The following is a 25,051-nucleotide window of genomic DNA, read 5'->3' as shown; positions in this document are numbered from 1 at the left end:
CGCGCTGCTCTGGCACAATGCCCGCAGGCCGGCCGCGCGAGCGGCCGGTTGCCGCGTCACCGCCGGTTTTTAAGTGCCGTTTAAGATGCACGGGCGACCATCCGGACGCCCGCCGTCAGTCGGCGCCGCGCCCCGGCATGCCGTATCGCGGCGCGCGCCCGGTTTCGCCCGGCCCGCGCGCCGGCTCATCATCAGGAAGCACATGACCCAATCGATCGATCCCGTCCGCTCCGTCTCCGACGCGCCGCAGGACGAGCGCCCGGTATCCGCATGGAGCCTCATCAAGCCCTACTGGGTATCGTCCGAATGGAAAATCGCGTGGGGCCTGCTGGTCACGATCATCGCGATCAACCTCTGCGTGGTCTGGATCAACGTCCGGCTGAACAAGTGGAACGCGCAGTTCTACAACGCGCTGCAGTCGAAGGACGTCCACGACTTCCCGAACCTGCTGATGCAGTTCTCCGCGCTCGCCTTCGCGTTCATCATCCTCGCCGTGTACGGCCGCTATCTGCGGCAGATGCTCGGCTTCCGCTGGCGCCAGTGGCTCACCGACCGATTCCTCGGCCAGTGGCTCGGCGATCGCGCGTTCTACCGGATCGAGCGTGACCGCCTCGCGGACAACCCCGACCAGCGGATCACCGACGACCTCCAGTCGTTCGCGACCACGACGCTCGCGCTGTCGCTCGACCTGCTGTCGACGGTCGTCACGCTCGTGTCGTTCATCACGATCCTGTGGTCGCTCGCCGGCGCGCTGACGTTCACGCTCGGCGCGACGCCGATCTCGATTCCCGGCTACATGGTGTGGGCGGCCGCGCTGTACGCGGTGGTCGGCTCGCTGATCATCCAGAAGGTCGGCCATCCGCTCGTGTCGATCAACTACCAGCAGCAGCGCGTCGAGGCCGATTTCCGCTTCGGGCTGATCCGCGTGCGCGAGAACGCCGAGCAGATCGCGTTCTACGACGGCGAGAAGACCGAGACCGGCAACGCGCAGACCCTCTTCATGCGCATCCGCGACAACTGGTGGCGCGTGATGAAGTACACGAAGCGGCTCACGTTCGTGCTGAGCTTCTACGGGCAGATCGCGATCATCTTCCCGCTCGTCGTCGCCGCACCGCGCTACTTCGCGGGCGCGTTCTCGTTCGGCGTGCTGATGCAGATCTCGTCCGCGTTCGGCACCGTCAGCGACTCGTTCTCGTGGTTCATCAACAGCTACTCGACCCTCGTCGAATGGCGCGCCACCGTCAACCGTCTGCGCGAATTCAAGCGCGTGATCGGCACGTCGCACCTGAAGGAAAGCCTGTCGCCCGCGACCGAGCACGGCGGCATCAACCTGCACTACATCGACGCCGCGAAGCTGTCCACGTCGTCGCTCAAGCTCGCGCTGCCGAACGGCAACGCGCTCGCGAACATCGGTGACCTGACGATCGAGCCCGGCTCGCGCTGGCTCGTGATCGGCAAATCCGGTTCCGGCAAGAGCACGTTCATGCGCGCGCTCGCGGGCTTGTGGCCGTTCGGCGACGGCGCGATCGACGCGCCGGTCGGCGCGCGGATGATGTTCGTGCCGCAGACGAGCTATTTGCCGATCGGCACGCTGAAGGCCGCGCTCACCTACCCGGCGACGCCCGACACGTTCAGTGACGAGGCGTGCCGCGACGCGCTGCGCGCGTGCCGCCTCGAGGATTACGTCGAGCGCCTCGACGAAACCGCGCACTGGACCCGCGTGCTGTCGCCGGGCGAGCAACAGCGCCTGGCCGGCGCCCGCGTGCTGCTGCACAAGCCCGACTTCCTGTTCCTCGACGAAGCGACCAGCGCGCTCGACGCCGACAACGAAGCCCGCCTCTATCACCTGTTCGCCGAACGGCTGCCGAAGGCCGCGATCGTCAGCATCGCGCACCGCGAGTCGCTGGCCGCGTTCCACGTCGGCACGATCAACGTCGAGCGCGTGAACAGCGACGACAAGGTCGCCGCATGAACGCACGCGCCGCGCACGTCGCGCGGATCGCGCTGATCACCGGCGCAGGTTCGGGGATCGGCGCGGCGCTCGCGCGGCGGCTCGCGGCGCCCGGCGTCGCGCTGGCGCTGCATGCGCGCGGCGCCGACCCGGCAGCCCGCGCACGCCTCGCCGAAGTCGCCGACCGGTGTACGGCAGCGGGCGCGCAATGCTTGACGCTCACCGGCGATCTCGCCGAAGCGGGCGTCGCGGCCGCGCTCGTCGACGCCACCGCTACCCGCTTCGGCGGGCTCGACCAGCTCGTCGCCAACGCCGGCTTCGCCGCGCGGCAGTCCTTTTCCGACCTCTCCGCGGACACGCTCTCGGCTACCTTCGCGGCGATGCCCGGCGCGTTCTCTGCGCTCGCGGCCCGCGCGCGGCCGCTGCTCGAAGCGTCGATGGCGCCGCGCATCGTCGCGGTCAGCTCGTTCGTCGCGCATCGCTATCGGGCCGATGCGCCGTTCGCGGCGACCGCCGCCGCGAAAGCCGCGCTCGAATCGCTGGTGCGCTCGGCGGCAGCCGAATTCGCCGCGTGCGGCATCACCGTCAATGCGGTCGCGCCGGGCTTCACGCGCAAGGATCACGGGCCGAGCGCGGGCAACGCCGCCGCGTGGGCGCAGGCCGAACAGGCGACGCCGCTCGGCCGGATCGCCGAACCCGACGACGTCGCCGCGCTGATCGCGTTCCTGCTGTCGGACGCGGCGCGGCAGATCACCGGCCAGGTCATCCATGTGGACGGCGGCCTGACGCTCTGACGCGAGCGCGTGCCTGCCGTGCCGGCGCGCAGGTCGCCGCCGGCGACCGCATGGCGCTCACGCGCGATCGGCCGTCGCTCCTTGCCCGGACTCCCGCCCGCCGCGCCGCGCACGCACCCGCACGCACCTTTTTGGCGCCCTTCATCCCGCCCGTAAAATAGCCGCCATACGGCAGCGCGACACGAGCGACGACACAACGGAGGGGGCGGCAAGCATGCAGGCATTCCAGTGGTTCAACGAATTGTCGACGCGCGAGCGCCGGACGCTGTACGCCGGATTCGGCGGCTACGCGGTCGATGCGTTCGACTTCATGATCTATTCGTTCCTGATTCCGACGCTGATCGCCACGTGGGGCATGACGAAGAGCGAAGCCGGGATGATCGCGACGAGCTCGCTGATTTCGTCGGCGATCGGCGGCTGGGCCGCCGGCATCCTCGCCGACCGCTACGGCCGCGTACGCGTGCTGCAGTGGACGATCGCGACGTTCGCGCTGTTCACGTGCCTGTCCGGTTTCACGCATTCGTTCTGGCAGCTCCTTGCGACGCGCACGCTGCAGGGTTTCGGCTTCGGCGGCGAATGGTCGGTCGTGACGATCATGATGGCCGAGACGATCCGCTCGCCCGAGCATCGCGCGAAGGCCGTCGGCACCGTGCAGAGCAGCTGGTCGTTCGGCTGGGGCGCGGCCGCGATCCTTTACTGGGCGTTCTTCGCGCTGCTGCCCGAGCAGGTCGCGTGGCGCGCGTGCTTCTGGATCGGCATCGTGCCCGCGCTGTGGATCCTGTACGTCCGCCGCAACGTCAGCGATCCCGACATCTATACGGCCACGCGCCGCGCACGCGACGAAGGCCGCGTGTCGGGCCACTTCCTCGAGATCTTCTCGCCGCCGCACCTGCGCGCGACGCTGTTCGGCAGCGCGCTGTGCACCGGCATGCTCGGCGGCTACTACGCGATCACGACGTGGCTGCCCACTTACCTGAAAACCGTGCGCCACCTGTCGGTGTTCAACACGAGCGGCTATCTCGTCGTGCTGATCGTCGGTTCGTTCGTCGGCTACGTGGTCGGCGCGATCCTGTCCGACCGGCTCGGCCGCCGCGCGTCGTTCATCCTGTTCGCGATCGGCTCGTTCTCGCTCGGCATGGCGTACACGATGCTGCCGATCACCGATACCGCGATGCTGCTGCTCGGCTTCCCGCTCGGCATCGTCGTGCAGGGCATTTTCGCGGGCGTCGGCGCGTATCTGTCGGAGCTGTATCCGGGCGCGATCCGCGGCTCGGGCCAGGGCTTCTGCTACAACCTCGGCCGCGGGCTCGGCTCGTTCTTCCCGATCCTCGTCGGCTCGCTGTCGCAGTCGATGTCGCTCGTGAAGGCGATCGGCCTCGTCGCCGGCGGCGGCTATCTGCTCGTGATCGTCGCGGCGCTCGTGCTGCCGGAAACGCGCGGCAAGTCGCTCGTCGACGATCCGGCCGTCGCGTCGTGAGCCACCGTTTCGTCCCGGACACCGCATGCACGTGATCGTTCTCGGCGCCGGCGTGATCGGCGTCACCACTGCCTGGCACCTGCGCGAAGCAGGCTGCGACGTCACCGTGATCGAACGCGAGGCCGACGTCGCGCAGGCGACGAGCCTCGGCAACGCGGGCGTGATCGCGCCCGGCTACGTGACGCCGTGGGCCGCGCCCGGGATGCCCGGCAAGATCCTCAAGTACCTGTTCAAGCCTGCGTCGCCGCTGATCTTCCGGCCGACGCTCGATGCCGCGCAGTGGCGCTGGATCGCGCGCTGGCTGCGCGAATGCGAATTCGAGCGGTTTCGCGTGAACAAGCAGCGGATGCAGCGCATCGCGTATTACAGCCGTGCGTGCCTGCATGCGTTTCGCGACCGTCATCCGTTCGACTACGGCGCGAGCCGCGGCTATCTGCAATTGTTGCGCGGTGCGTTCGACGTCGAAATGGTGCAACCGGCGCTGAAGGTGCTGCGCGACGCCGGCATCGCGTTTCGCGAACTCGACGCGGCCGGCTGCACGGCGATCGAGCCGGGCCTGCGCTGGGCGCGACAGGCGCCCGTCGGCGGCATCTACCTGCCCGACGACGAAGCCGGCGACTGCGCGCGCTTCACGCGCGAATTGCGGTCGCTGTGCGAAGCGAACGGCGTGACGTTCCGCTTTCGTACCGAAATCCGCGCACTCGACGTCGCGGGCGGCAAGGTGCGCGGCGTGCGGGTAGGCGCGACCGGAACGGATGGCCGCTCGCCGCGTGATGAAGGCACGGGCACCCCGGACATCGACTTGCGGGGCGCCGGGCAGCCTGGCCGCCCGACGGCGGGCCGCGCTGCGTCGAGCGCGACCAAGCCGCGCGACGTGCTGCTCGAGGCCGACGCGGTCGTGGTCGCGCTCGGCGTCGACAGTGCCGGCCTGCTGCGGCCGCATGGCGTCGACGTGCCGCTGTATCCGGTGAAAGGCTACTCGGCGACGCTCACGGTCGTCGACGACGAAAAGGCGCCGCACGCCGCGCTGATGGACGAATCGCTGAAGACGGCGATCACGCGCTTCGGCCCGACACTACGGGTCGCGGGCACCGCGGAGCTCGGCAACCGGCACGCGGCGCTGCGGCAACAGGCGCTCGATACGCTGATGAAGGTGCTCGACGACTGGTTTCCGCACGCGGCCGAGCGCGCGTCCGCGCGCTTCTGGGTCGGCCGCCGGCCGATGACGCCCGACGGGCCGCCGCTGTTGGGAGCGAGCCGCATCGACGGACTCTGGCTGAACGTCGGTCACGGGTCGACCGGCTGGGCGATGTCGATGGGGTCGGGGAAGGTGCTGGCGGATCTCGTCACGGGGCGGGAACCGGAGATCGATCTGTCCGGGCTGACGCTCGCGCGGTACGAGCGCTAGGCCGCACGTCGCGCAACGTGGCCGGGGCGATGCAGCGGCACGCCGGCATGCGGATCGATCCGAACGCGGCCGGCCTTTTTATATCGGTTCGCCGGAGTTCGCCGGAACCGCTCAACCGGCCGCAGCGTCGTCCGCCCGCGCAATCGGCGCCGATACGATCGGCCGGTGCGACACGCCTTCGCGCGACAACCGGCTTTCGAACAGCGTGAGCGCGTCGAACCGCAACGCAACCGCACGCCCCACCGCGCCGCCATGCGCGGGCTGGCCGACCGCGTCGTGCGGCAGCCGCGCGAGCGTCACGTGCGGACGGAAGGGCCGTCGATCGGCCGGCACGCCGAGCTCGCGCAGTTGCGTCGACAGCGCGGCATTCAACGCCGCACACGCCGGCTCGACAGCCAGTTCCGCGACGATCAGCCTCGCGCGCGGCAGGCTCGGCCACCACGCGATTCGTTCGACGGGTATCGACGGCAGTGCATGCGCGGCCGCAAGCGCCGGCAGGCATGCGGCCAGCGCATCGCAGCGCGCCCGCTCGATCGCGCCGACGAACGCGAGCGTCACGTGCAATTGCGCGGGCAGCGGGCGCCGCGCACCCCGGGTGACCGGCAGCGCGTGCAGCGCGTCGCGCGATGCCGCATCGGGCATCAGCGCAACGAACGCGCGCAGCCGGTCGCCGTTCATGACTCGCGCGCCACCGCGCGCGGCACGCGCGCCGGGTCGGCCGCGGCCGGACGTTGCGGCAACGGGCCGTGCTCGCCCCACACGTCGGTCGGCAGCACGTTCGCGAGTGCCGGGATCGTATTGCGCGTAAATACCGGATCGGCGATGCCTGCCGCACGCTGGCGACGATAGTCGGCCCACGCGGCATGCGCATACTTGCCGAGCGCCAGAATCGCGATCAGGTTGATGATCGCCATCAGCCCCATGCTCGTATCGGCCATCGCCCACACGAGCGGCAGTTGCCCGACGCTGCCGAACATCACCATGCCGAGCACCGCGATGCGGAACAGCGGCAGCACGCCGCGCCGCTTCGTGATGAATTCGACGTTGCCTTCCGCGTACGCGTAGTTGCCGATCACCGACGAGTACGCAAAGAAGAAGATCGCGAACGCCATGTAGATGCCGCCCCAGTCGCCCACGTGGCTCGCGATCGAGCGCTGCGTGAGCGCCGCGCCTTCCATGCCGGCACCCAGCTCGTACTGGCCGGACAGCAGGATCACGAACGCCGTCGCGCTGCAGATCACGATCGTGTCGACGAACACGCCGAGCATCTGGATCAACCCCTGCACGACCGGATGGCGCGTGCTGGCGGTCGCCGCCGCATTCGGCGCGCTGCCCATGCCGGCCTCGTTCGAAAACAGCCCGCGCTTCACGCCCATCGCGACCGCCTGGCTGACGGCATAGCCCGTCAGCCCGCCCGCGGCCTGCTCGAGACCAAACGCGCTTTTCACGATCAGCGCGATCACCCCCGGCACCAGCGCGATGTGCGTCGCGACCGCATAGACCGCGAGCGCGAGATAGCCGATCGCCATCACCGGCACGATCACCTGCGCGACCGCCGCGATCCGGCGGATGCCGCCGAAGATGATCGGCGCGGTCAGTAGCACGAGCCCAAGACCGACGCTCGCGCGGCTCCAGCCGAACGACGTATCAAACGCGTCGGCGATCGCATTGGCCTGCACCGCATTGAACACGAAGCCGAACGCGAGGATCAGCGACAGCGAGAACAGCACGCCGAAGCCGCGCGAGCGCAGGCCGGTCTGGATGTAGTACGCGGGGCCGCCGCGATAGCTGCCGTCCGCGTGCGACACCTTGAAGATCTGCGCGAGCGTCGCCTCAACGAACGCGGACGACATCCCGACGAGCGCCGTCATCCACATCCAGAAGATCGCGCCCGGCCCGCCGACCGTCAGCGCGACCGCGACACCCGCGATGTTGCCGGTGCCCACGCGGCTCGCGAGCCCGGTGGCGAACGCCTGGAACGACGAGATGCTGCCCGGTTCACCCTTGCTGCCGACCAGCTTCATGCTGAGGAACAGCGCCTTCAACTGGATCATCCGGAACCGCAGCGTGAACCACATGCCCACGCCGAGCAGCAGCGCGATCAGCACGTAGTTCCACAACACGCCGTTGACGGCGTCGATCAGCCCTTGCACGAATGCTTGCATCCACAGTCCTTGTAAATAGGGTCGGTCATATGCGTCGACCGCGAATGCGGCCCGAGGGGCGACATGATATGACAGTTTTCAAGGATTATTACAAAACGAAAGGAATTGAGATGACGAACAATCGAGCCCGGATGTCACCAGGTTAGACGACGCTTCACGAAAAATGCGAGATGTCGATGCAAGACCCCTGCCGCTCTGGGCTATCGGCTGGGGCGCGCCTGGCGTGAAAATCCGGACGTCGAAATGTCTTTCGGACACGCAGGCCCGGCAACCGATTGGGGACATACGCGCGAGCAGGCCATCGGGCGACGCCAAGAATTCGACTGCCGCGGTTACCCCTTCGCGTTATCCATCCCGCATTGAGAGCCCCATGATTTCCAGAGTCATACGCGGATTGTTCCGGCTGGTTCTCTGGCTGGTTATCGCAACGATCTGCACCTACGCACTACTATTTTTCGTCGTCGCGACCTCCCGATATGAAAGAACGGAAGGCAGTTGCCTCGACATGGCTCTCGATACGCTACGAAAAACAGTCCAGGCCCGCCTTCTCGAAGAGCATGGAATACCGCCGGACAGCATCCGGTTCGACGGCGCGCCGCAGTATCACGCATGGAAACTGGGTGTGTGGGAATTCCCGCTGCGCGTTGACGAAGCCCGATACACCGCGATGATCGATTGCAACGAGCAGCTTGCAAGCTACGGGCGAACCATCGATCCGCTGGGCGTCCCAACCGGGCAACCCCGCAATCGCCCGCAGCCTCAGAAATAAAAAACCGGGCGCCCTTTCGGACGCCCGGCTTTCGTCGAAACTCGCTCGCGTGGCTTATCGCGGCAGTTCCGAATGCCCCATCAGATACGCATCGACCGACCGCGCGCATTGGCGGCCTTCGCGGATCGCCCACACCACGAGCGACTGCCCGCGGCGCATGTCGCCTGCCGCGAACACCTTGTCGACCGACGTGTAGTACGAACGATCGCCTTCGGTCGCCGCACGCGCGTTGCCGCGCGCATCCTTCGCGACGCCGAACGCGTCGAGCACGGGCGCGGCCGGTTGCGTGAAGCCCATCGCGAGCAGCACGAGATCGGCCTTCATTTCGAACTCGGAACCCGGCACTTCCTGCATCTTGCCGTCCTTCCACTCGACGCGCACCGCGATCAGCTTCTCGACCTTGCCGTTCTTGCCTTCGAGGCGCTTCGTCGCGACCGCCCAGTCGCGCTCGCAGCCTTCCTCGTGCGACGAAGACGTGCGCAGCTTGATCGGCCAGTACGGCCACACGAGCGGCTTGTTTTCCTCTTCCGGCGGCTGCGGCAGCAGCTCGAACTGCGTGACCTGCTTCGCGCCGTGACGGTTCGACGTGCCGACGCAGTCCGAACCCGTATCGCCGCCGCCGATCACGATCACGTGCTTGCCCTTCGCGAGCAGTTGGTCGACAAGCTTGTCGCCCGCGTTCACGCGGTTCTGCTGCGGCAGGAAGTCCATCGCGAAATGGACGCCCGCGAGCTCGCGGCCCGGCACCGGCAAATCGCGCGGCACTTCCGAACCGCCGGCGATCACGACCGCGTCGAATTCTTCCTTCAGCGTGTCCGGCGAAATGGTTTCCTTCGCGAGGCTGCCGATCGACTCGGGCAGCGGATCCTTGCCGATGAACACGCTCGTGCGGAACGTCACGCCTTCCGCTTCCATCTGGCGCATGCGGCGATCGATCAGCCACTTCTCGAGCTTGAAATCGGGGATCCCGTAACGCAGCAGGCCGCCGATGCGGTCGTTCTTCTCGAACACCGTCACGTCGTGGCCCGCGCGCGCGAGCTGCTGCGCGGCGGCGAGGCCCGCGGGGCCCGAACCGACGACCGCGACCTTCTTGCCGGTCTTGTGTTCGGCCGGCAGCGGCTTCACCCAGCCTTCCGCCCAGGCCTTGTCGATGATCGCGTGCTCGATCGACTTGATGCCGACCGGGTCGTCGTTGATCCCGAGCGTGCAGGCCGCCTCGCACGGCGCCGGGCAGATGCGGCCCGTGAACTCGGGGAAGTTGTTGGTCGAGTGCAGGACTTCGATCGCCTGCCGCCAGTCCTGGCGGTAAACGAGATCGTTGAAGTCCGGAATGATGTTGTTGACCGGGCAGCCGTTGTTGCAGAACGGGATGCCGCAATCCATGCAGCGCGCGCCCTGGACCTTCGCGTCCGCGTCGGTCAGCGCCGCGACGAATTCCTTGTAGTGCTTCACGCGCGTGAGCGGTGCTTCGTACGCCTCGTGGCGGCGTTCGAACTCCAGAAAACCGGTTGCCTTGCCCATAAGGTGCTCTTCTGTTCGGTGTATCGGGTGGGGGAGCCGCGCGCGGCAGTCAGGCGCGCGCGGCATTCGCTATGTCGTTCGTCGCTCAGGCGGCCAGCACTTCCTTCGCCGCCTTCTTCGCACCGATCTCGCCCAGCGCGCGCTTGTATTCGTGCGGGAACACCTTCACGAACTGGCGGCGCGCCGCGTCCCAGTTTTCCAGCAGCGACTTCGCGCGCGGCGAACCCGTGAACTGGAAATGACGCTCGACGAGCCCCTTGAGCAGCGCTTCGTCCGTCGTGCCTTCGTGCCAGAGCGCGCGGTCGACCGTGCGCTCCTGCTCGGCCTGCTGCAGCACCGGATCGAGCGCGACCATCGACTTGTTGCACTTCGCCGCGAACGTGCCTTCCGGATCGTAGATGTACGCGAGACCGCCCGACATGCCGGCCGCGAAGTTGCGCCCGGTCTCGCCGAGCACGACGACCGTGCCGCCCGTCATGTATTCGCAACCGTGGTCGCCCGTGCCTTCGACGACCGCCGTCGCGCCCGAGTTGCGCACGCAGAAGCGCTCGCCCGCCACGCCGCGGAAGAAGGCTTCGCCTTCGATCGCGCCGTACATCACCGTGTTGCCGCAGATGATGTTTTCCTCGGACTTGCCGCGGAAGTCGTTGGTCGGACGGATGATGATCCGGCCGCCCGACAGGCCCTTGCCGACGTAGTCGTTGCCGTCGCCGACGAGGTCGAGCGTCACGCCCTTCGCGAGGAACGCGCCGAAGCTCTGGCCGGCCGTGCCCTTCAGCTGGATGTGCACCGCGTCGTCGGCCAGGCCGTCGTGGCCGTGCTTCTTCGCGATGATGCCTGACAACATCGCGCCGACCGTCCGGTTCACGTTGCGCACCGGCTGGATGAACGACACATGCTCGCCGTTCTCGATCGCGGCCTTCGCCTTTTCGATCAGCACGTGGTCGAGCGCGCGCTCGAGGCCGTGATCCTGCACGTCGACGTGACGCGGCGCGACGTCCTCGCACTCTTCCGGCTGGTAGAACACCCGCGAGAAATCGAGGCCCTTCGCCTTCCAGTGCTCGATGCCCTTGCGCGTATCGAGCAGGTCGGCGCGGCCGATCAGGTCGTCGAACTTCGCGATGCCGAGCTGCGCCATGATCTCGCGCACTTCCTCGGCGACGAAGAAGAAGTAGTTCACGACGTGCTCGGGCTGGCCCTTGAACTTCGCGCGCAGCACCGGATCCTGCGTCGCGACGCCGACCGGGCACGTGTTCAGGTGGCACTTGCGCATCATGATGCAGCCCTCGACGACGAGCGGCGCCGTCGCGAAGCCGAATTCGTCCGCGCCGAGCAGCGCGCCGATCACGACGTCGCGGCCCGTCTTCATCTGGCCGTCGGCCTGCACGCGGATGCGGCCGCGCAGGCGGTTCAGCACCAGCGTCTGCTGCGTTTCGGCGAGGCCGAGTTCCCACGGCGTGCCGGCGTGCTTGACCGACGACAGCGGCGACGCGCCCGTGCCGCCGTCATGACCGGCGATCACGACGTGGTCGGCCTTCGCCTTCGCGACACCGGCCGCGACCGTGCCCACGCCCACTTCCGACACGAGCTTCACGGAGATGCTCGCGCTCGGGTTCACGTTCTTCAGGTCGTGGATCAGCTGCGCCAGATCCTCGATCGAGTAGATGTCGTGGTGCGGCGGCGGCGAGATCAGGCCGACGCCCGGCACCGAGTAACGCAGCTTGCCGATGTACTCGGACACCTTGTGACCCGGCAGCTGGCCGCCTTCGCCCGGCTTCGCGCCCTGCGCCATCTTGATCTGGATCTGGTCGGCCGACGCGAGGTACTCGGCGGTGACGCCGAAGCGGCCCGATGCGACCTGCTTGATCTTCGAGCGCAGCGAGTCGCCATCCTTCAGCGGAATGTCGCTGACGATCTCGTCGCCGATCACCGACTTCATCGTCTCGCCCGACTTGATCGGAATGCCGCGCAGTTCGTTGCGGTAACGCTTCTGGTCCTCGCCGCCTTCGCCGGTGTTCGACTTGCCGCCGATCCGGTTCATCGCGACCGCGAGCGTCGCGTGCGCCTCGGTACTGATCGAACCGAGCGACATCGCGCCCGTCGCGAAGCGCGTGACGATTTCCTTTGCCGGCTCGACGTCGTCGATCGGGATCGCCTTGGTCGGCTCGACCTTGAACTCGAACAGGCCGCGGAACGTCATGTGACGCTTGGTCTGGTCGTTGATCAGGTGCGCGTATTCCTTGTACGTCTGGTACGAGTTGCTGCGCGTCGCGTGCTGCAGCTTCGCGATCGAATCCGGCGTCCACATGTGGTCTTCGCCGCGCACGCGGTACGCGTACTCGCCGCCCGCGTCGAGCATGTCGCGCAGGACCGGGCTGTCGCCGAACGCGTCGCGGTGCAGGCGGATCGCCTCTTCCGCGACTTCGAACAGGCCGATGCCGCCGACCTTCGACGCCGTGCCCTTGAAGTACTTCTCGACGAGGTCGCTCGACAGGCCGAGCGCTTCGAAGATCTGCGCGCCGGTGTACGACATGTACGTCGAGATGCCCATCTTCGACATCACCTTCTGCAGGCCCTTGCCGACCGCCTTCGTGAAGTTGTAGACGGCCTTCTCCGGCGACAGGTCGCCCGGCAGGCCTTCCGCCATCTTCGCGAGCGTTTCCATCGCGAGGTACGGGTGCACGGCTTCCGCGCCATAGCCCGCGAGCAGCGCGAAGTGGTGCGTTTCACGTGCGGAGCCCGTCTCGACGACGAGGCCCGTGCTCGTGCGCAGCCCTTGCTGGACGAGGTGCGTGTGGATCGCCGACGTGGCGAGCAGCGCGGGAATGGCGACATGCTCGGCGTCGGTCTTGCGGTCCGACACGATCAGCATGTTGTAGCCCGACTTCACCGCATCGACGGCTTCCGCGCACAGCGACGCGAGGCGTGCCTCGATGCCTTCCTTGCCCCACGCCACGGGATAGCAGATGTTCAGTTCGTACGCGCTGAACTTGCCGCCCGTGTACTGGTCGATCGCGCGGATCTTCGCGATGTCCTTGAAGTCGAGCACCGGCTGCGACACTTCCAGACGCATCGGCGGGTTGATGTTGTTCGTGTCGAGCAGGTTCGGCTTCGGGCCGACGAACGACACGAGCGACATCACCATGTTCTCGCGGATCGGGTCGATCGGCGGGTTCGTGACCTGCGCGAACAGCTGCTTGAAGTAGTGATAGAGCGTCTTGTTCTTGTTCGACATCACCGCGAGCGGCGAGTCGTTGCCCATCGAGCCGACGGCCTCCTCGCCCTGCTGCGCCATCGGCGCCATCAGGAACTTCAGGTCCTCCTGCGTATAGCCGAACGCCTGCTGGCGGTCGAGCAGCGCGGCGCCCTGCGTGCGGCCGGCCGCGACGTCCTCGGCCTTCGGCTCGATCTCGTCGAGCTTGATGCGCACGGCGTCGATCCAGCTCTTGTACGGCTTCGCGTTCGCGAGGTTGTCCTTCAGCTCCTTGTCGTCGATGATGCGGCCGTGCTCCATGTCGATCAGGAACATCTTGCCCGGCTGCAGGCGCCACTTCTTGACGATCTTCGATTCGGGGATCGGCAGCGTGCCGGCTTCCGACGCCATGATGACGAGGTCGTCGTCGGTCACGATGTAGCGCGCCGGGCGCAGGCCGTTACGGTCGAGCGTCGCGCCGATCTGGCGGCCGTCGGTGAACGCGATCGCGGCCGGGCCGTCCCACGGCTCCATCATCGCGGCGTGGTATTCGTAGAACGCGCGGCGGTTCTCGTCCATCAGCGTGTGCTGTTCCCACGCTTCCGGGATCATCATCATCACCGCGTGCACGAGCGGATAGCCGGCCATCACCAGCAGTTCGAGACAGTTGTCGAACGATGCGGTATCCGACTGGCCCGGGTAGATCAGCGGCCACAGCTTGGGGAGATCGTCGGCGAGCACGTGCGACGCGATCGCGCCGGTACGCGCGTTCAGCCAGTTCACGTTGCCCTTCACGGTGTTGATCTCGCCGTTGTGCGCAATCATCCGATACGGGTGAGCCAGCTCCCACGCCGGGAACGTGTTGGTCGAGAAGCGCTGGTGCACGAGCGCGAGCGCCGACACGACGCGCGGGTCCTGCAGGTCGCGGTAGTACACGCCGACCTGGCCCGCCAGCAGCAGCCCCTTGTAGACGACCGTGCGCGCCGACATCGACGGCACGAAGTATTCCTTGCCGTGCTTGAGCTTCAGCGCCTGGATGCGGTGGCTCGCCGTCTTGCGGATCACGTACAGCTTCCGCTCGAGCGCGTCCGTCACCATGATGTCCTTGCCGCGACCGATGAAGATCTGGCGGATCAGCGGCTCGCTCGCCTTGACCGTGGGCGAGATCGGCATCGCGTGGTCGACCGGCACGTCGCGCCAGCCCAGCACGACCTGGCCTTCGGCCTTCACCGTACGCTCGAGCTCCTGCTCGCACGCGAGACGCGACGCGTTCTCCTTCGGCAGGAAGATCATCCCGACCCCGTATTCGCCGGCCGGCGGCAGGTTCACGTCCTGCTTCGCCATTTCCTCGCGATAGAACGCGTCCGGAATCTGGATCAGGATGCCCGCGCCGTCGCCCATCAGCGGATCGGCGCCGACCGCGCCCCGGTGATCGAGGTTCTCGAGGATCTTCAGACCCTGCTGAATGATCTCGTGGCTCTTCTTGCCCTTGATGTGAGCGACGAAGCCGACGCCGCAGGCGTCGTGTTCGTTTTGCGGGTCGTACAGACCTTGTGCGGCGGGCACCGCGGCGAGCGGCTGCTGGTGGTCGTTCATGGGGACACCGTCGTAAAGGGGGCCTGGAGGCCGTTGAACCGTTTTCTTGTTGCCATCGATCCCGCTCCCGACGGGAGACGGCGCGGCCGACAGTGGTTGGGCAAAGCTTCGCCCGGGCCACCGGAATTCGGAATATACGCGACGAATCAAGGGAATAGCAACAAAAACCGCTTGATCGAACCCCAATTAAACGAATGCCTTGATGTGGTGCCTATTTATTGGGGTCGTATCGTTTTGGTGCAAAAATAAGCGGCGCCCGCAGCGCCGCTTCTGGCCCGCCTTTCCGGCCCTACTGCTGGATCGGCGGCGTGTTCTCGCGCACCTTTCTGGGGCGTCCGCGCGGCAACGGCGAAACGCGCCGGTTCGCGGTGCGCGCCGCCCACTCGCGGTAATTCTCGCCGCCGAGCACCCAGCCCTTCAGCGTCGCCTGCTGCAGCTGGTCGGCCTGCCGCTCGTCGAGCGGCTGCTCGCACAGCTCCTTGTACGCGCGCTGACGGTCGAACGGCGTGTTGCCGAGCGCCCAGTAGAGCGGATGGTCGGTGATCAGGCTGTCGACGGTGAGCCCGACGTGATGCCGGTAGCTCGACCACCGATAGGCCTCGGGCGTCGCGACGAGCTGCGAGCGCACCGGGCTCATCTCGACCACGCGGCTCGCGAGCAGGAAATAGCGCTCGCCTTCGATCACCGTCGCGCGATAGCGGCCTTCCCACAGGGTGCCGCGCCGCGAATAGCGCCGGTTGAAATGCGCGACGTAGCGACGGCCCACGGCCTGCATCGCCTTCGGCAGGCTGGCCTCGTCGCTCGGCGTCACGAGCAGTTGCACCTGGCGCGGCAGCAGCACGTAGGCATGCACCGACAGGTGATGATCGCGTGCCGCGGCCTTCAGGCAATCGATGAAGAGTTCGTAGTCCTGGTCGTCGACGAACGCGGGTTGCTGATCCAGGCCGCGCAGTATCACGTGCTGCGGCTGGTCGGGAACGTAGAGTCGTGCTAACCGTGCCATGCTGAATGTCCGTTTGAACGCGTTAGGAAATACCCGGAGGTCCGAAATTGCGCACCTGCGTAGAATGCCTGTCCCTGCGGCGCGCGTAAGCGTACGGTCGTGCGAATCCTAGGGAGAAAACTCTAACTTACGAGCTTGTTTGGTTTTAAACGCAGTCGTCATAATGAGCACGCCTTTGATCGGAGGAGACACAATGAAACGAAAACTGGCCATTACGGGGGCCGCAGCGCTCGCATTCACGTTCGCGGGCGGTACGGCACATGCACAATCCGCAGGTGATTTCTACGTCAGCACCGGCTGGCTGCACCTTTCGCCGCAGGACAGCAGCGATCCGCTGTTCGTCTACCGCGTAGGCGGCACGCCCATCAATCAATCGATTCCCAACACCGGCGCCGGCATCAACGACGCCGATACGCTGGGGCTCGCAGCGGGTTACTTCGTCACCGACCATATCTCCACCGAACTCGTGATGGGGATCCCGCCGAAGTTCGACATTACCGGCAAGGGTCAGTTCGAAAAGTTCGGCGTACTCGGCCGTGCGTACCAGTGGAGCCCCGCCGTGTTGCTTCGCTACCACTTCAACGACGCCAACGCGAAGTTCCGTCCGTATGTCGGCGTCGGCGCAACGTATATCTGGTTCACCGGCGCGAAGATCACGAACGGCGCGTTCGAGAACGGCGTGCTCGGCGGCCCGACCAGCGCCACGACCAGCAATCAGTGGGCCCCGGTGCTCAATGCCGGCTTCACGTACAACTTCACGAAGCACTGGTTCGCGGGTCTGTCGCTGTCGTACATCCCCGTCAGCGTGACCGCGACCTTCACGACGGCCCGCCGCACGCCGGTCGGTACGCTGACGGAAACGTCGAAGGCCCACATCTCGCTGAACCCGATCGTCACGTACCTGAACGTCGGCTACCGCTTCTAAGCGTAGTCGAATATTTGGGGAATGGTTAATCCTGCTGCAATTTGTAGCGGATTTTTCCTGGCGTAACGTCTCCACGATGCAAAACGCCCCGGCGGGAATCCCGTCGGGGCGTCGTTTTTTCGCGTCAGGCACGCTCCGGGCGAGAGTTTTACCGGACGCCGCGGGAGCCGCGGCCGTCAGACGACGTCGATGTCGTCCAGCGCATCAGGCGCGATCAGGTCGATGCGGTCCGTGCAGACGGCATCGACGCCCCAGCGCGCGAGTTCGCGCGCCCGTTCGAGGTCGTTCACCGTGTAAACCAGGATGCGCAGCCCGGCGGCCTTGATCGCGCGCACGAGCGGTTCGTCGAGCCGGCTGTGGTCTGCATGCAACGATACGCAGTCGAGCGCGTCGACAACCTGCGCATGCCAGTCGGCCGGCACGACTTCGTAGAGCATCCCGCGCGGCAGCGCCGGCACGCTCGCGCGCGCCTGCTGCAGTGCGTCGAACGAGAACGACGACAGCAGCGGCGCCACGGCGGCATCGCGCCAGTACGCGGCTGCGTCGGCCGCCACGCGCTGCCCGGTTTCGCGCTCGCGCCCCGGGCACGGCTTGATCTCGACGTTCGCGGCCAGCCCGTGCGCGATGCAGCGCGCCGCCGCAGCCTCGAGCGTGGGCATCCGTTCGCCCGCGAAGCGCGCATCGCGCCACGCGCCCGCGTCGAGCGCGGCCAGCGCCGCATAACGCATGCCCGCCGCGGCTCCGTGGCCGTTCGACGTCCGGTCGACCGTGTCGTCGTGCAGCAGGAACGTCACGTCGTCGGCCGACAGCTTCGCGTCGAACTCGACCATCCGGTGACCGCGCCGCGCGCCCTCGTCGAGCGCGGCAAGCGTGTTCTCCGGCGCGAGCGTGCCGCCGCCGCGATGGGCGACGACGCGCGGATAGGGCCAGTCGGTGCGGATCGTCATCGTCGGTCTCCCGGCAGTCGGACGGTTTCAGCCGGCGCGCTTGCCGGTTTCGGGATCGAAGAAATGCAGCCGGTGCGCGGGCAGCGCCGCCGCCAGCGCCGTGCCGCGCGCGGGGCGGTCCGCGTGCGGCAGGCGCACCGCAACGTCGTGATTGCCCCAGCGGCCGTGCGCGAGATTGTCCGCGCCGAGCAGCTCGCACGAATCCACCGGTAGCATCGCCTGCGCGACGCCCGGCTGCGGCGTCATGTGTTCAGGGCGTACGCCGAGCACCCAGTCGCGCCCGGCGGCGATTTCGCGGCCGATGCCCGGCGCGCCGGCGACCGGCAGCGCGGGGCCGCCGCCGGCGACCGTGAAGGTCGCGCCGTCTTCCGACAGCCGGCCGTGCATCAGGTTCATCGCCGGCGAGCCGATGAAGCCCGCGACGAACACCGTGGCGGGCTTCTCGTACACGTCGACCGGCGCGCCGATCTGCTCCGCGTAACCGCGGTTCATCACGATCACGCGCTGCGCGAGCGTCATCGCCTCGATCTGGTCGTGCGTCACGTACACGCTCGTCGTCGCGAGCCGCGCGTGCAGCCGCTGGATCTCGAGCCGCATCTGCACGCGCAGCTTCGCGTCGAGGTTCGACAACGGCTCGTCGAACAGGAACACCGCCGGCTCGCGCACGATCGCGCGCCCCATCGCGACGCGCTGCCGCTGGCCGCCCGACAATTCGCGCGGCCGCCGCGCGAGCAGCGGCTCGAGCTCGAGGATCTTCGCAGCCGCGGCCACCCGCGAATCGATCGTCGCGCGCTCGATGCCGCGAATCTTCAGCCCGTAGCCCATGTTCTGCGCGACCGTCATGTGCGGGTACAGCGCATAGTTCTGGAACACCATCGCGATGTCGCGATCCTTCGGCTCCAGCGTGTTGACGACCCGATCGCCGATCGCGATCTCGCCGTCCGTCACGGACTCGAGCCCCGCGATCATCCGCAGCAACGTCGACTTGCCGCAGCCCGACGGGCCGACCAGCACGATGAATTCGCCGTCGGCGATCTCCACGTCGATGCCATGCAGCACGTGCTGCTTGCCGTCGTAGGATTTCCTGACGCCCTTCAAGCTCAGCGCAGCCATACCTGGTCCTTCTCCCGGTTACCGTCGGTCGTTCATTTCTCGGAATCGACGAGGCCGCGCACGAACCAGCGCTGCATCGCCAGCACGACGACGAGCGGCGGGATCATCGCCAGCAGCGTCGCCGCCATCACGTATTGCCATTCGGTCGCGGCGTCGCCGCTCGCGATCATCGTCTTGATGCCGACCACCGCCGTCGACAGCGACGCTTCCGTTGTGATCAGGATCGGCCACAGATACTGGTTCCAGCCGTAGATGAACGTGATCACGAACAGCGCGGCGATGCTCGTCTTCGACAGCGGCAGCACGACGTCCCAGAAGAAGCGCAGCGGCCCTGCGCCGTCGATGCGCGCCGCATCCATCAGCTCGTCGGGCAGCGTCATGAAGAACTGACGGAACAGAAACGTCGCGGTCGCCGATGCGATCAGCGGCATCGTGAGCCCCGCATAGGTATTCGTCAGATGCAGCGTCGACACGACCTGCACGGTCGGGAAGATCCGCACTTCCACCGGCAGCATCAGCGTGACGAAGATCAGCCAGAACGCCGTGTTGCGAAACGGGAAGCGGAAATAGACGATCGCGTACGCGGACAGGATCGACACCGCGATCTTGCCGACCGCGATCCCGAGCGCCATCGCGAAGCTGTTCACGAGCAGGCGGCCGAACGGCGCCGTCGTGCCGCCGCTGCCGTGCCCCCAGATGTACGCGACGTTCTCGAACAGGTGCGTGCTCGGCACGAGCGACAGCGGCACCGTGAACACTTCCTGCGCGTTCATCGTCGCCGCGCAGAACGCGACGTAGACGGGAAACACGATCAGCACGACGCCGGCGATCAGCACCGCGTGGCAGAACAGGTCGAAGCCCTTGCGATTTTCGATCATGCGTATTGCACCCTGCGTTCGACGAAGCGGAACTGGATCACCGTGAGCCCCACGACGATGATCATCAGCACGACCGACTGCGCGCCCGAGCTGCCGATGTCGAGCCCCTGGAAGCCTTCCGCGAAGATCTTGTAGATCAGCGTCTTGGTGCTCTGCGCCGGGCCGCCGCCGGTGGCCGCGTCGATCACCGGGAAGGTATCGAAGAACGCATAGACGAGGTTCACGACCAGCAGGAAGAAACTCGTCGGCGACAGCAGCGGCAGCACGATGTTGAAGAAGCGCCGCACCGGCCCCGCGCCGTCGATCGCCGCCGCCTCGATCAGCGAGCGCGGGATCGCCTGCAGCCCCGCGTAGAAGAACAGGAAGTTGTAGCTCACCTGCTTCCATACCGACGCCAGCACGACGAGAAACATCGCCTGGCCGCCGTTCAGCGCGTGGTTCCACACGATGCCGCCCTTCGCGAGCGCATACGTGATCAGGCCGATGCTCGGATTGAACAGAAATGCCCACAGCACGGCCGCGATCGTCGGCGCGACCGCGTACGGCCAGATCAGCAGCGTGCGGTACACGCGCGCGCCGCGGATCACGCGGTCGGCGCAGGCGGCGAGCAGCAGCGACACGACGAGCCCGCTCACCGTGACGAGCGAACTGAACACGAGCGTCGTGCGGAACGAATCGAGATACAGCGGATCGGCGAACAGGTGCGTGAAGTTCGCGAAGCCGACGAATTCGCTCGACGTGCCGAACGCGTCCTGCATCTGCGTGGACTGCCACAGCGCGACGCCGGCCGGCCACAGGAAGAACACGGCGGTGATCGCGAGCTGCGGCGCGATCAGCAGGTACGGCACCGGGCTCGTACCGAAACGGGAACGGGATTGCATCGCGGGTGTCCGGTCAGGCGAAACGGAAGGGAAGCCGCGCCGCCGGACGGCACGCGCTGACGCGCGGCGCCGCCGGCGGCACGAACGCGATGCGTGCTCAGCCGCCCGACTTCTCGAAGCGGCGCAGCAGTTCGTCGCCGCGCGAGGCGGCCGAATCGAGCGCGTCCTTCGGCGACTTCTTCTGCGCCCAGACCTGTTCGAACTCCTCGTCGACGACCGTGCGGATCTGCGGCATGTTGCCCAGCCGCAGCCCCTTCGTGTACGGCAGCGGCGGCTTGTTCAGCATCTGCTTGATCGCGGTTTCGGCGCTCGGGTTCTTCGCGTAGAAGCCCTGCTGGCGCGTCAGGTCGTACGCGGCGGTCGTGACCGGCAGGTAACCGGTGTCCTGATGCCACTTCGCGGCGACGGCAGGCGTTGCCAGGTACGCGAGGAATTTCGCGACGCCCTTGTAGGTCGCCGGATCCTTGCCGGCCAGCACCCACAGGCTCGCGCCGCCGATGATCGCGTTCTGCGGCGCGCCCTTCACGTTCGCGTCGTACGGCATCATCCCCGTGCCGTAGCTGAACTTCGCGAATTTCTGCACGTTCGCGAGCGCCCCCGACGATGTCGTCAGGATCCCGCAGTCGCCGCTGTAGAACTTCGCCGACGCTTCATCCTTGCGGCCCGCGTACGTGAACGTGCCGTCCTTCGCCATCTCCTGCAGGAACGCGACATGCGCGATCTGCTGCGGCTTGTTGAACTCCAGCACGGCGTCCGTACCGTCGAAGCCGTTGTTGCGGCTCGCGAACGGCAGCCCATGCCACGCGCTGTAGTTTTCCAGCTGGATCCAGCCCTGCCAGCCGGTCGTGAAGCCACAGGCCATCCCCGACTTGCGCAGCTTCTCGGCATCCGCCTTCACGTCGGCCCACGTCTTCGGCGGCTGGTTCGGGTCGAGGCCCGCCTTCTTGAACGCGTCCTTGTTGTAGTACAGCACCGGCGTCGAGCTGTTGAACGGCATCGAGACCAGGTGGCCCGTCTTCGCGTCGCTGTAGTAGCTCGCGATGGTCGGCACGAACGCCTTTTCGTCGAGCGTCACGCCGGCCTGCTTGAACACGTCGTGGACCGGCACGACCGCCTTCTTCGCCTGCATCATCGTCGCCGTGCCGACTTCATACACCTGCAGGATCGCCGGCGCGTTGCCGCTGCGATAGGCCGCGATGCCGGCCGCGAGCGCCTGGTCGTAGGTGCCCTTGAAGACCGGCACGATCTTGTAGTCGCTTTGCGACGCGTTGAACTGATCGGCGATCGCATTGACCCGCTCGCCGAGCGCGGCCTCCATCGCATGCCAGAACTGGATTTCCGTCGCGGCGAGCGCGACGTGCTGCACCCCGAACATCAGCGCGCCACCGAGCGCGATCGACCGGACCAGTGTCCCCGCAGGCTTCTTCTTCATCGACCTCTCCTATGAAAACGTTACCAACAGCGTGTGCAACATCCCCGTCGCCATTGAACCGGCGAAGTCTAGTGATCGTTTGTGACAGTCAGTTGTCGTTGATGACGAACAGGCGCTGGTATTCCTTCAGCGCGAAGCGGTCGGTCATGCCGGCGATGTAGTGCGCGACGAGACGCGGTTGCTGCGCCGTGTCGTCGGACTGGTACGGCGGCGGCAGCAGGCGCGGATCCTCGATGAACGCGTCGAACAACCCCGTGACGACGCGTTGCGCCTTGCTCGCCATGCGCATCACCTTGTAGTGGCGATACAGGTTCTTGAAGAGGAAGCGCTTGAGGGCCGCTGCCTGCGCAGCAACCTCGGGGCTGTGCGACACGAGCGGCGGTGCGTCGCGCACGTCGTCGAGCGAGGCGGGCGCGGCGCGCACGAGATTGCGCGTCGTCTCGTCGATCAGGTCGACGATCAGCGTGTTGATGATCCGGCGCACCGTCTCGTGCACGAGACGGCGGCCTTCGAGGTGCGGAAATTCGGCGAGCGCCGCTTCGTAGTGACGCTGCCACAGCTCGACTTCCGCGAGCTGTTCGATCGTGATCAGGCCGGAGCGCAGGCCGTCGTCGACGTCGTGGTTGTTGTAGGCGATCTCGTCCGCGATGTTCGCGAGCTGCGCTTCGAGCGACGGCTGGCGGCCCTGCAGGAAGCGCTCGCCGAGCGCGCCGAGCTTGCGCGCATTCTCGCGCGAGCAGTGCTTCAGAATGCCTTCGCGCGTCTCGAAGCACAGGTTCAATCCGTTGAACGCGCCGTAGTGCTCCTCGAGCTCGTCGACCACGGCGAGGCTCTGCAGGTTGTGCTCGAAGCCGCCGTGCTCGCGCATGCACGCATTCAGCGCGTCCTGCCCGGCATGGCCGAACGGCGTATGGCCGAGATCGTGCGCGAGCGAGATCGCTTCGACGAGATCCTCGTTCAGGCGCAGGTTGCGCGCGACCGAGCGTGCGATCTGCGCGACTTCGAGGCTGTGCGTGAGGCGTGTGCGGAACAGGTCGCCTTCGTGATTGACGAAGACCTGCGTCTTGTATTCGAGCCGGCGAAACGCGGTCGAATGGACGATGCGGTCGCGATCGCGCTGGAATTCGGTGCGCGCCGCCGGCGGGGTTTCCGGATGGCGGCGGCCGCGCGAGCGCGACGCGTGCGCGGCATACGGAGCGAGATGGGCTTCCAGCGCCGCCAGCGTCGGCGGCTCGGCCACCGGCGCGGTGGATGCGCGGCCGGCTTCGGGCAGTGTGCTGCTGGATGTCTCGCTCACGTCTCCTCCATGTCAGGGGCGCCGGGGCATCCGGGTCGCCGTTAGCGGGTCGTCTGCGCCAGTGTAGCGAATACCGCTTCGTCCGGCGCCTGCGTGATCAGCGTATCGCCGAATCGCTTCAGCAGGATGAACTTGATCGCGCCGGCCTCGGCCTTCTTGTCGACGCGCATCAGATCCATGTAGCGCGCGTCGCCGAGCGCGGGCCCGCGGGTCGGCAGATGCGCGGCCGCGATCACCGCATCGAGGCGCTGCCGCGACGCTTCGTCGAAGAGACCGAGCCGCACCGACAGGTCGCCGGCCATCACCATCCCGCAGCCGACCGCCTCGCCGTGCAGCCATTCGCCGTAGCCGAGCCCGGCCTCGATCGCATGGCCGAACGTGTGGCCGAAATTCAGGATCGCGCGCAGGCCGCCTTCGCGCTCGTCGGCCGCGACGACACTCGCCTTGATCTCGCACGAACGCTTCACCGCATGCGCGAGCGCAGCCGGCTCGCGACGGTTCAGCGCATCGACGTTCGCCTCGATCCAGTCGAAGAATTCGGCATCGGCGATCGCGCCCGTCTTGATGACTTCGGCGACGCCCGCCGCCAGTTCGCGATCGGGCAGCGTCGTCAGCGCGCCGATGTCCGCGATCACGGCCTGCGGCTGGTAGAACGCGCCGATCATGTTCTTGCCGAGCGGGTGATTGATGCCCGTCTTGCCGCCGACCGACGAATCGACCTGCGACAGCAATGTGGTCGGTACCTGGATGAACGGCACGCCGCGCATGTAGCACGCGGCGGCAAAGCCCGTCATGTCGCCGACCACGCCGCCGCCGAGCGCGACGAGCGTCGTCTTGCGATCCGCGTGATCCGTGAGCAGACCGTCGAAGATCAGGTTCAGCGTTTCCCAGTTCTTGTACGCCTCGCCGTCCGGCAGCACCACCGTCGACACGCGCTTGCCAAGCGGTGCGAGCGCCGCGCGCAGCGCGTCGCCGTAGAGCGGATCGACCGTCGTGTTGGTGACGATCGTGACGGACGAACCCTTGATGTGGGGAGCGAACAGCTCGGTGCGGCCAATCAGGCCGGCGCCAATATGAATCGGATAGGCGCGGTCGCCCAGATCGACGTTGACGGTAATCATGCTTGTAGCGGCTTGGCGATGACGCCGGCCAGTTCGAGTTGCATCAGCACCATGTTGACGAGACCGTTGACTGATGGACGGCCGGTCTCGATGACGAAATCCGCGCATTCGCGGTACAACGGGTCGCGCACTTCGTACAGCGCTTCGAGACGCCCCTTCGGATCTTCCGTCTGCAACAGCGGGCGGTTCTTGTCCTTGCGCGTGCGCAGCCACAGATCGTGCGGATTGGCGCGCAGATAGACGACGATGCCGTTGGTTTTCAGGCTGTCGCGATTTTCCGGGCGCAGCACCGCGCCGCCACCCGTTGCGAGTACGATGTTCTCGCGCTGCGCGAGATCGGCGATTACCTGCGTTTCGCGATCGCGAAACCCGGCCTCGCCCTCCAGCTCGAAGATCACCGGAATGCGCGCGCCCGTACGGGCCTCGATTTCGTGATCGGAGTCGAAGAACGTCCTGTCGAGACGACGCGCGACCGCACGGCCCACGGTGGTCTTACCCGCTCCCATAAGGCCGACGAAAAATACGTTTGCATGTGGGTCCCGCGCTTGCAACGGCTTCCTCTGCTTCAATCTTGCTGGTG

19 protein-coding genes are annotated in these 25,051 nt (G+C 66.8%); 6 read left to right on the top strand and 13 right to left on the bottom strand.

Annotated features, from left to right (window positions below; translation table 11 throughout):
- Nucleotides 1-202: 202 nt before the first annotated feature.
- The 4 genes from HWX09_RS12080 (at nucleotide 203) to HWX09_RS12065 (ending at nucleotide 5,630) form a co-directional block, all read left to right on the top strand.
- The gene (locus HWX09_RS12080) at nucleotides 203-1,972 is read left to right on the top strand and encodes an ABC transporter ATP-binding protein/permease (protein ID WP_027783338.1); all 1,770 of its coding nucleotides are present in this window, start codon (nucleotides 203-205) and stop codon (nucleotides 1,970-1,972) included.
- Complete coding sequence (locus tag HWX09_RS12075) at nucleotides 1,969-2,745, top strand: SDR family oxidoreductase (protein WP_027783337.1); 777 nt, start codon at nucleotides 1,969-1,971, stop codon at nucleotides 2,743-2,745. Before HWX09_RS12080 ends, HWX09_RS12075 begins: the two co-directional genes overlap by 4 nt.
- 214 nt (nucleotides 2,746-2,959) lie before the next feature.
- Nucleotides 2,960-4,222 carry an MFS transporter gene (locus HWX09_RS12070; RefSeq protein ID WP_027783336.1) on the top strand — a complete coding sequence of 421 codons (1,263 nt, stop codon included), beginning with the start codon at nucleotides 2,960-2,962 and terminating at the stop codon, nucleotides 4,220-4,222.
- Between the two features lie 25 nt (nucleotides 4,223-4,247).
- On the top strand, nucleotides 4,248-5,630 hold the full coding sequence (locus HWX09_RS12065; protein ID WP_027783335.1) for a D-amino acid dehydrogenase: 1,383 nt from the start codon (nucleotides 4,248-4,250) through the stop codon (nucleotides 5,628-5,630).
- 111 nt (nucleotides 5,631-5,741) lie between these two features.
- Here the strand turns inward: HWX09_RS12065 and thpR are convergent, their stop codons facing one another.
- Together thpR and HWX09_RS12055 are read right to left on the bottom strand one after the other, a co-directional pair.
- Complete coding sequence (gene thpR / locus HWX09_RS12060; RefSeq protein ID WP_027783334.1) at nucleotides 5,742-6,308, bottom strand: RNA 2',3'-cyclic phosphodiesterase; 567 nt, start codon at nucleotides 6,306-6,308, stop codon at nucleotides 5,742-5,744.
- A complete protein-coding gene (locus HWX09_RS12055; protein ID WP_027783333.1) occupies nucleotides 6,305-7,795 on the bottom strand; it encodes an alanine/glycine:cation symporter family protein in 1,491 nt (496 codons plus the stop codon). The genes thpR and HWX09_RS12055 overlap by 4 nt, the downstream gene beginning before the upstream one ends.
- A gap of 370 nt (nucleotides 7,796-8,165) precedes the next feature.
- Here HWX09_RS12055 and HWX09_RS12050 point away from each other — a divergent pair, with 370 nt between their 5' ends.
- Entirely contained in the window at nucleotides 8,166-8,564 is a 399-nt protein-coding gene (locus tag HWX09_RS12050) for a hypothetical protein (RefSeq protein ID WP_027783332.1), read from the top strand.
- 54 nt (nucleotides 8,565-8,618) lie between these two features.
- Here the strand turns inward: HWX09_RS12050 and HWX09_RS12045 are convergent, their stop codons facing one another.
- The 3 genes from HWX09_RS12045 to HWX09_RS12035 all read right to left on the bottom strand — a co-directional run bounded on the left by HWX09_RS12045 (nucleotide 8,619) and on the right by HWX09_RS12035 (nucleotide 15,877).
- Nucleotides 8,619-10,085 (bottom strand): glutamate synthase subunit beta, encoded by a 1,467-nt coding sequence (locus tag HWX09_RS12045; RefSeq protein ID WP_027783331.1) that lies wholly within the window; start codon nucleotides 10,083-10,085, stop codon nucleotides 8,619-8,621.
- An 85-nt stretch (nucleotides 10,086-10,170) separates the two neighbouring features.
- Nucleotides 10,171-14,874 carry a glutamate synthase-related protein gene (locus HWX09_RS12040; protein ID WP_027783330.1) on the bottom strand — a complete coding sequence of 1,568 codons (4,704 nt, stop codon included), beginning with the start codon at nucleotides 14,872-14,874 and terminating at the stop codon, nucleotides 10,171-10,173.
- Between the two features lie 289 nt (nucleotides 14,875-15,163).
- Nucleotides 15,164-15,877 (bottom strand): transposase, encoded by a 714-nt coding sequence (locus tag HWX09_RS12035; RefSeq protein ID WP_027783329.1) that lies wholly within the window; start codon nucleotides 15,875-15,877, stop codon nucleotides 15,164-15,166.
- 193 nt (nucleotides 15,878-16,070) lie between these two features.
- On the opposite strand from HWX09_RS12035, the gene HWX09_RS12030 reads away from it, so the two are divergent.
- Entirely contained in the window at nucleotides 16,071-16,802 is a 732-nt protein-coding gene (locus HWX09_RS12030; RefSeq protein ID WP_027783328.1) for an OmpW family outer membrane protein, read from the top strand.
- A 176-nt stretch (nucleotides 16,803-16,978) separates the two neighbouring features.
- Here HWX09_RS12030 and ugpQ read toward each other — a convergent pair whose 3' ends face one another.
- From ugpQ to HWX09_RS11990, 8 genes are all read right to left on the bottom strand, one after another.
- The gene (gene ugpQ / locus HWX09_RS12025) at nucleotides 16,979-17,749 is read right to left on the bottom strand and encodes a glycerophosphodiester phosphodiesterase (RefSeq protein ID WP_027783327.1); all 771 of its coding nucleotides are present in this window, start codon (nucleotides 17,747-17,749) and stop codon (nucleotides 16,979-16,981) included.
- Between the two features lie 27 nt (nucleotides 17,750-17,776).
- Nucleotides 17,777-18,862 (bottom strand): sn-glycerol-3-phosphate import ATP-binding protein UgpC, encoded by a 1,086-nt coding sequence (locus HWX09_RS12020; RefSeq protein ID WP_027783326.1) that lies wholly within the window; start codon nucleotides 18,860-18,862, stop codon nucleotides 17,777-17,779.
- A 32-nt stretch (nucleotides 18,863-18,894) separates the two neighbouring features.
- Entirely contained in the window at nucleotides 18,895-19,740 is an 846-nt protein-coding gene (gene ugpE, locus HWX09_RS12015) for a sn-glycerol-3-phosphate ABC transporter permease UgpE (protein WP_027783325.1), read from the bottom strand.
- Nucleotides 19,737-20,621, bottom strand: a complete 885-nt coding sequence (gene ugpA / locus HWX09_RS12010; RefSeq protein WP_027783324.1) for a sn-glycerol-3-phosphate ABC transporter permease UgpA — start codon at nucleotides 20,619-20,621, stop codon at nucleotides 19,737-19,739. The genes ugpE and ugpA overlap by 4 nt, the downstream gene beginning before the upstream one ends.
- 97 nt (nucleotides 20,622-20,718) lie before the next feature.
- A complete protein-coding gene (ugpB, locus tag HWX09_RS12005; RefSeq protein ID WP_027783323.1) occupies nucleotides 20,719-22,053 on the bottom strand; it encodes a sn-glycerol-3-phosphate ABC transporter substrate-binding protein UgpB in 1,335 nt (444 codons plus the stop codon).
- A gap of 88 nt (nucleotides 22,054-22,141) precedes the next feature.
- Nucleotides 22,142-23,326, bottom strand: coding sequence for a deoxyguanosinetriphosphate triphosphohydrolase (locus tag HWX09_RS12000; protein ID WP_230469140.1), 1,185 nt, complete (start codon nucleotides 23,324-23,326; stop codon nucleotides 22,142-22,144).
- A 65-nt stretch (nucleotides 23,327-23,391) separates the two neighbouring features.
- Entirely contained in the window at nucleotides 23,392-24,471 is a 1,080-nt protein-coding gene (gene aroB, locus HWX09_RS11995) for a 3-dehydroquinate synthase (protein WP_027783321.1), read from the bottom strand.
- Complete coding sequence (locus tag HWX09_RS11990) at nucleotides 24,468-25,022, bottom strand: shikimate kinase (RefSeq protein WP_027783320.1); 555 nt, start codon at nucleotides 25,020-25,022, stop codon at nucleotides 24,468-24,470. The genes aroB and HWX09_RS11990 overlap by 4 nt, the downstream gene beginning before the upstream one ends.
- Between the last annotated feature and the right edge of the window lie 29 nt (nucleotides 25,023-25,051).

The sequence above is a fragment of the Burkholderia sp. BCC1208 genome, assembly GCF_902833095.1.
Lineage (GTDB): Bacteria > Pseudomonadota > Gammaproteobacteria > Burkholderiales > Burkholderiaceae > Burkholderia.
This window is presented reverse-complemented; position numbering and strand designations above follow the sequence as displayed.

Excerpts from the sequence above, each read along its gene's own strand:
- HWX09_RS12080 (WP_027783338.1), top strand. The coding sequence starts at position 203 with ATGACCCAATCGATCGATCCCGTCCGCTCCGTCTCCGACGCGCCGCAG.
- HWX09_RS12075 (WP_027783337.1), top strand. The coding sequence starts at position 1,969 with ATGAACGCACGCGCCGCGCACGTCGCGCGGATCGCGCTGATCACCGGC.
- HWX09_RS12070 (WP_027783336.1), top strand. The coding sequence starts at position 2,960 with ATGCAGGCATTCCAGTGGTTCAACGAATTGTCGACGCGCGAGCGCCGG.
- HWX09_RS12065 (WP_027783335.1), top strand. The coding sequence starts at position 4,248 with ATGCACGTGATCGTTCTCGGCGCCGGCGTGATCGGCGTCACCACTGCC.
- thpR (WP_027783334.1), bottom strand. The coding sequence starts at position 6,308 with ATGAACGGCGACCGGCTGCGCGCGTTCGTTGCGCTGATGCCCGATGCG.
- HWX09_RS12055 (WP_027783333.1), bottom strand. The coding sequence starts at position 7,795 with ATGCAAGCATTCGTGCAAGGGCTGATCGACGCCGTCAACGGCGTGTTG.
- HWX09_RS12050 (WP_027783332.1), top strand. The coding sequence starts at position 8,166 with ATGATTTCCAGAGTCATACGCGGATTGTTCCGGCTGGTTCTCTGGCTG.
- HWX09_RS12045 (WP_027783331.1), bottom strand. The coding sequence starts at position 10,085 with ATGGGCAAGGCAACCGGTTTTCTGGAGTTCGAACGCCGCCACGAGGCG.
- HWX09_RS12040 (WP_027783330.1), bottom strand. The coding sequence starts at position 14,874 with ATGAACGACCACCAGCAGCCGCTCGCCGCGGTGCCCGCCGCACAAGGT.
- HWX09_RS12035 (WP_027783329.1), bottom strand. The coding sequence starts at position 15,877 with ATGGCACGGTTAGCACGACTCTACGTTCCCGACCAGCCGCAGCACGTG.
- HWX09_RS12030 (WP_027783328.1), top strand. The coding sequence starts at position 16,071 with ATGAAACGAAAACTGGCCATTACGGGGGCCGCAGCGCTCGCATTCACG.
- ugpQ (WP_027783327.1), bottom strand. The coding sequence starts at position 17,749 with ATGACGATCCGCACCGACTGGCCCTATCCGCGCGTCGTCGCCCATCGC.
- HWX09_RS12020 (WP_027783326.1), bottom strand. The coding sequence starts at position 18,862 with ATGGCTGCGCTGAGCTTGAAGGGCGTCAGGAAATCCTACGACGGCAAG.
- ugpE (WP_027783325.1), bottom strand. The coding sequence starts at position 19,740 with ATGATCGAAAATCGCAAGGGCTTCGACCTGTTCTGCCACGCGGTGCTG.
- ugpA (WP_027783324.1), bottom strand. The coding sequence starts at position 20,621 with ATGCAATCCCGTTCCCGTTTCGGTACGAGCCCGGTGCCGTACCTGCTG.
- ugpB (WP_027783323.1), bottom strand. The coding sequence starts at position 22,053 with ATGAAGAAGAAGCCTGCGGGGACACTGGTCCGGTCGATCGCGCTCGGT.
- aroB (WP_027783321.1), bottom strand. The coding sequence starts at position 24,471 with ATGATTACCGTCAACGTCGATCTGGGCGACCGCGCCTATCCGATTCAT.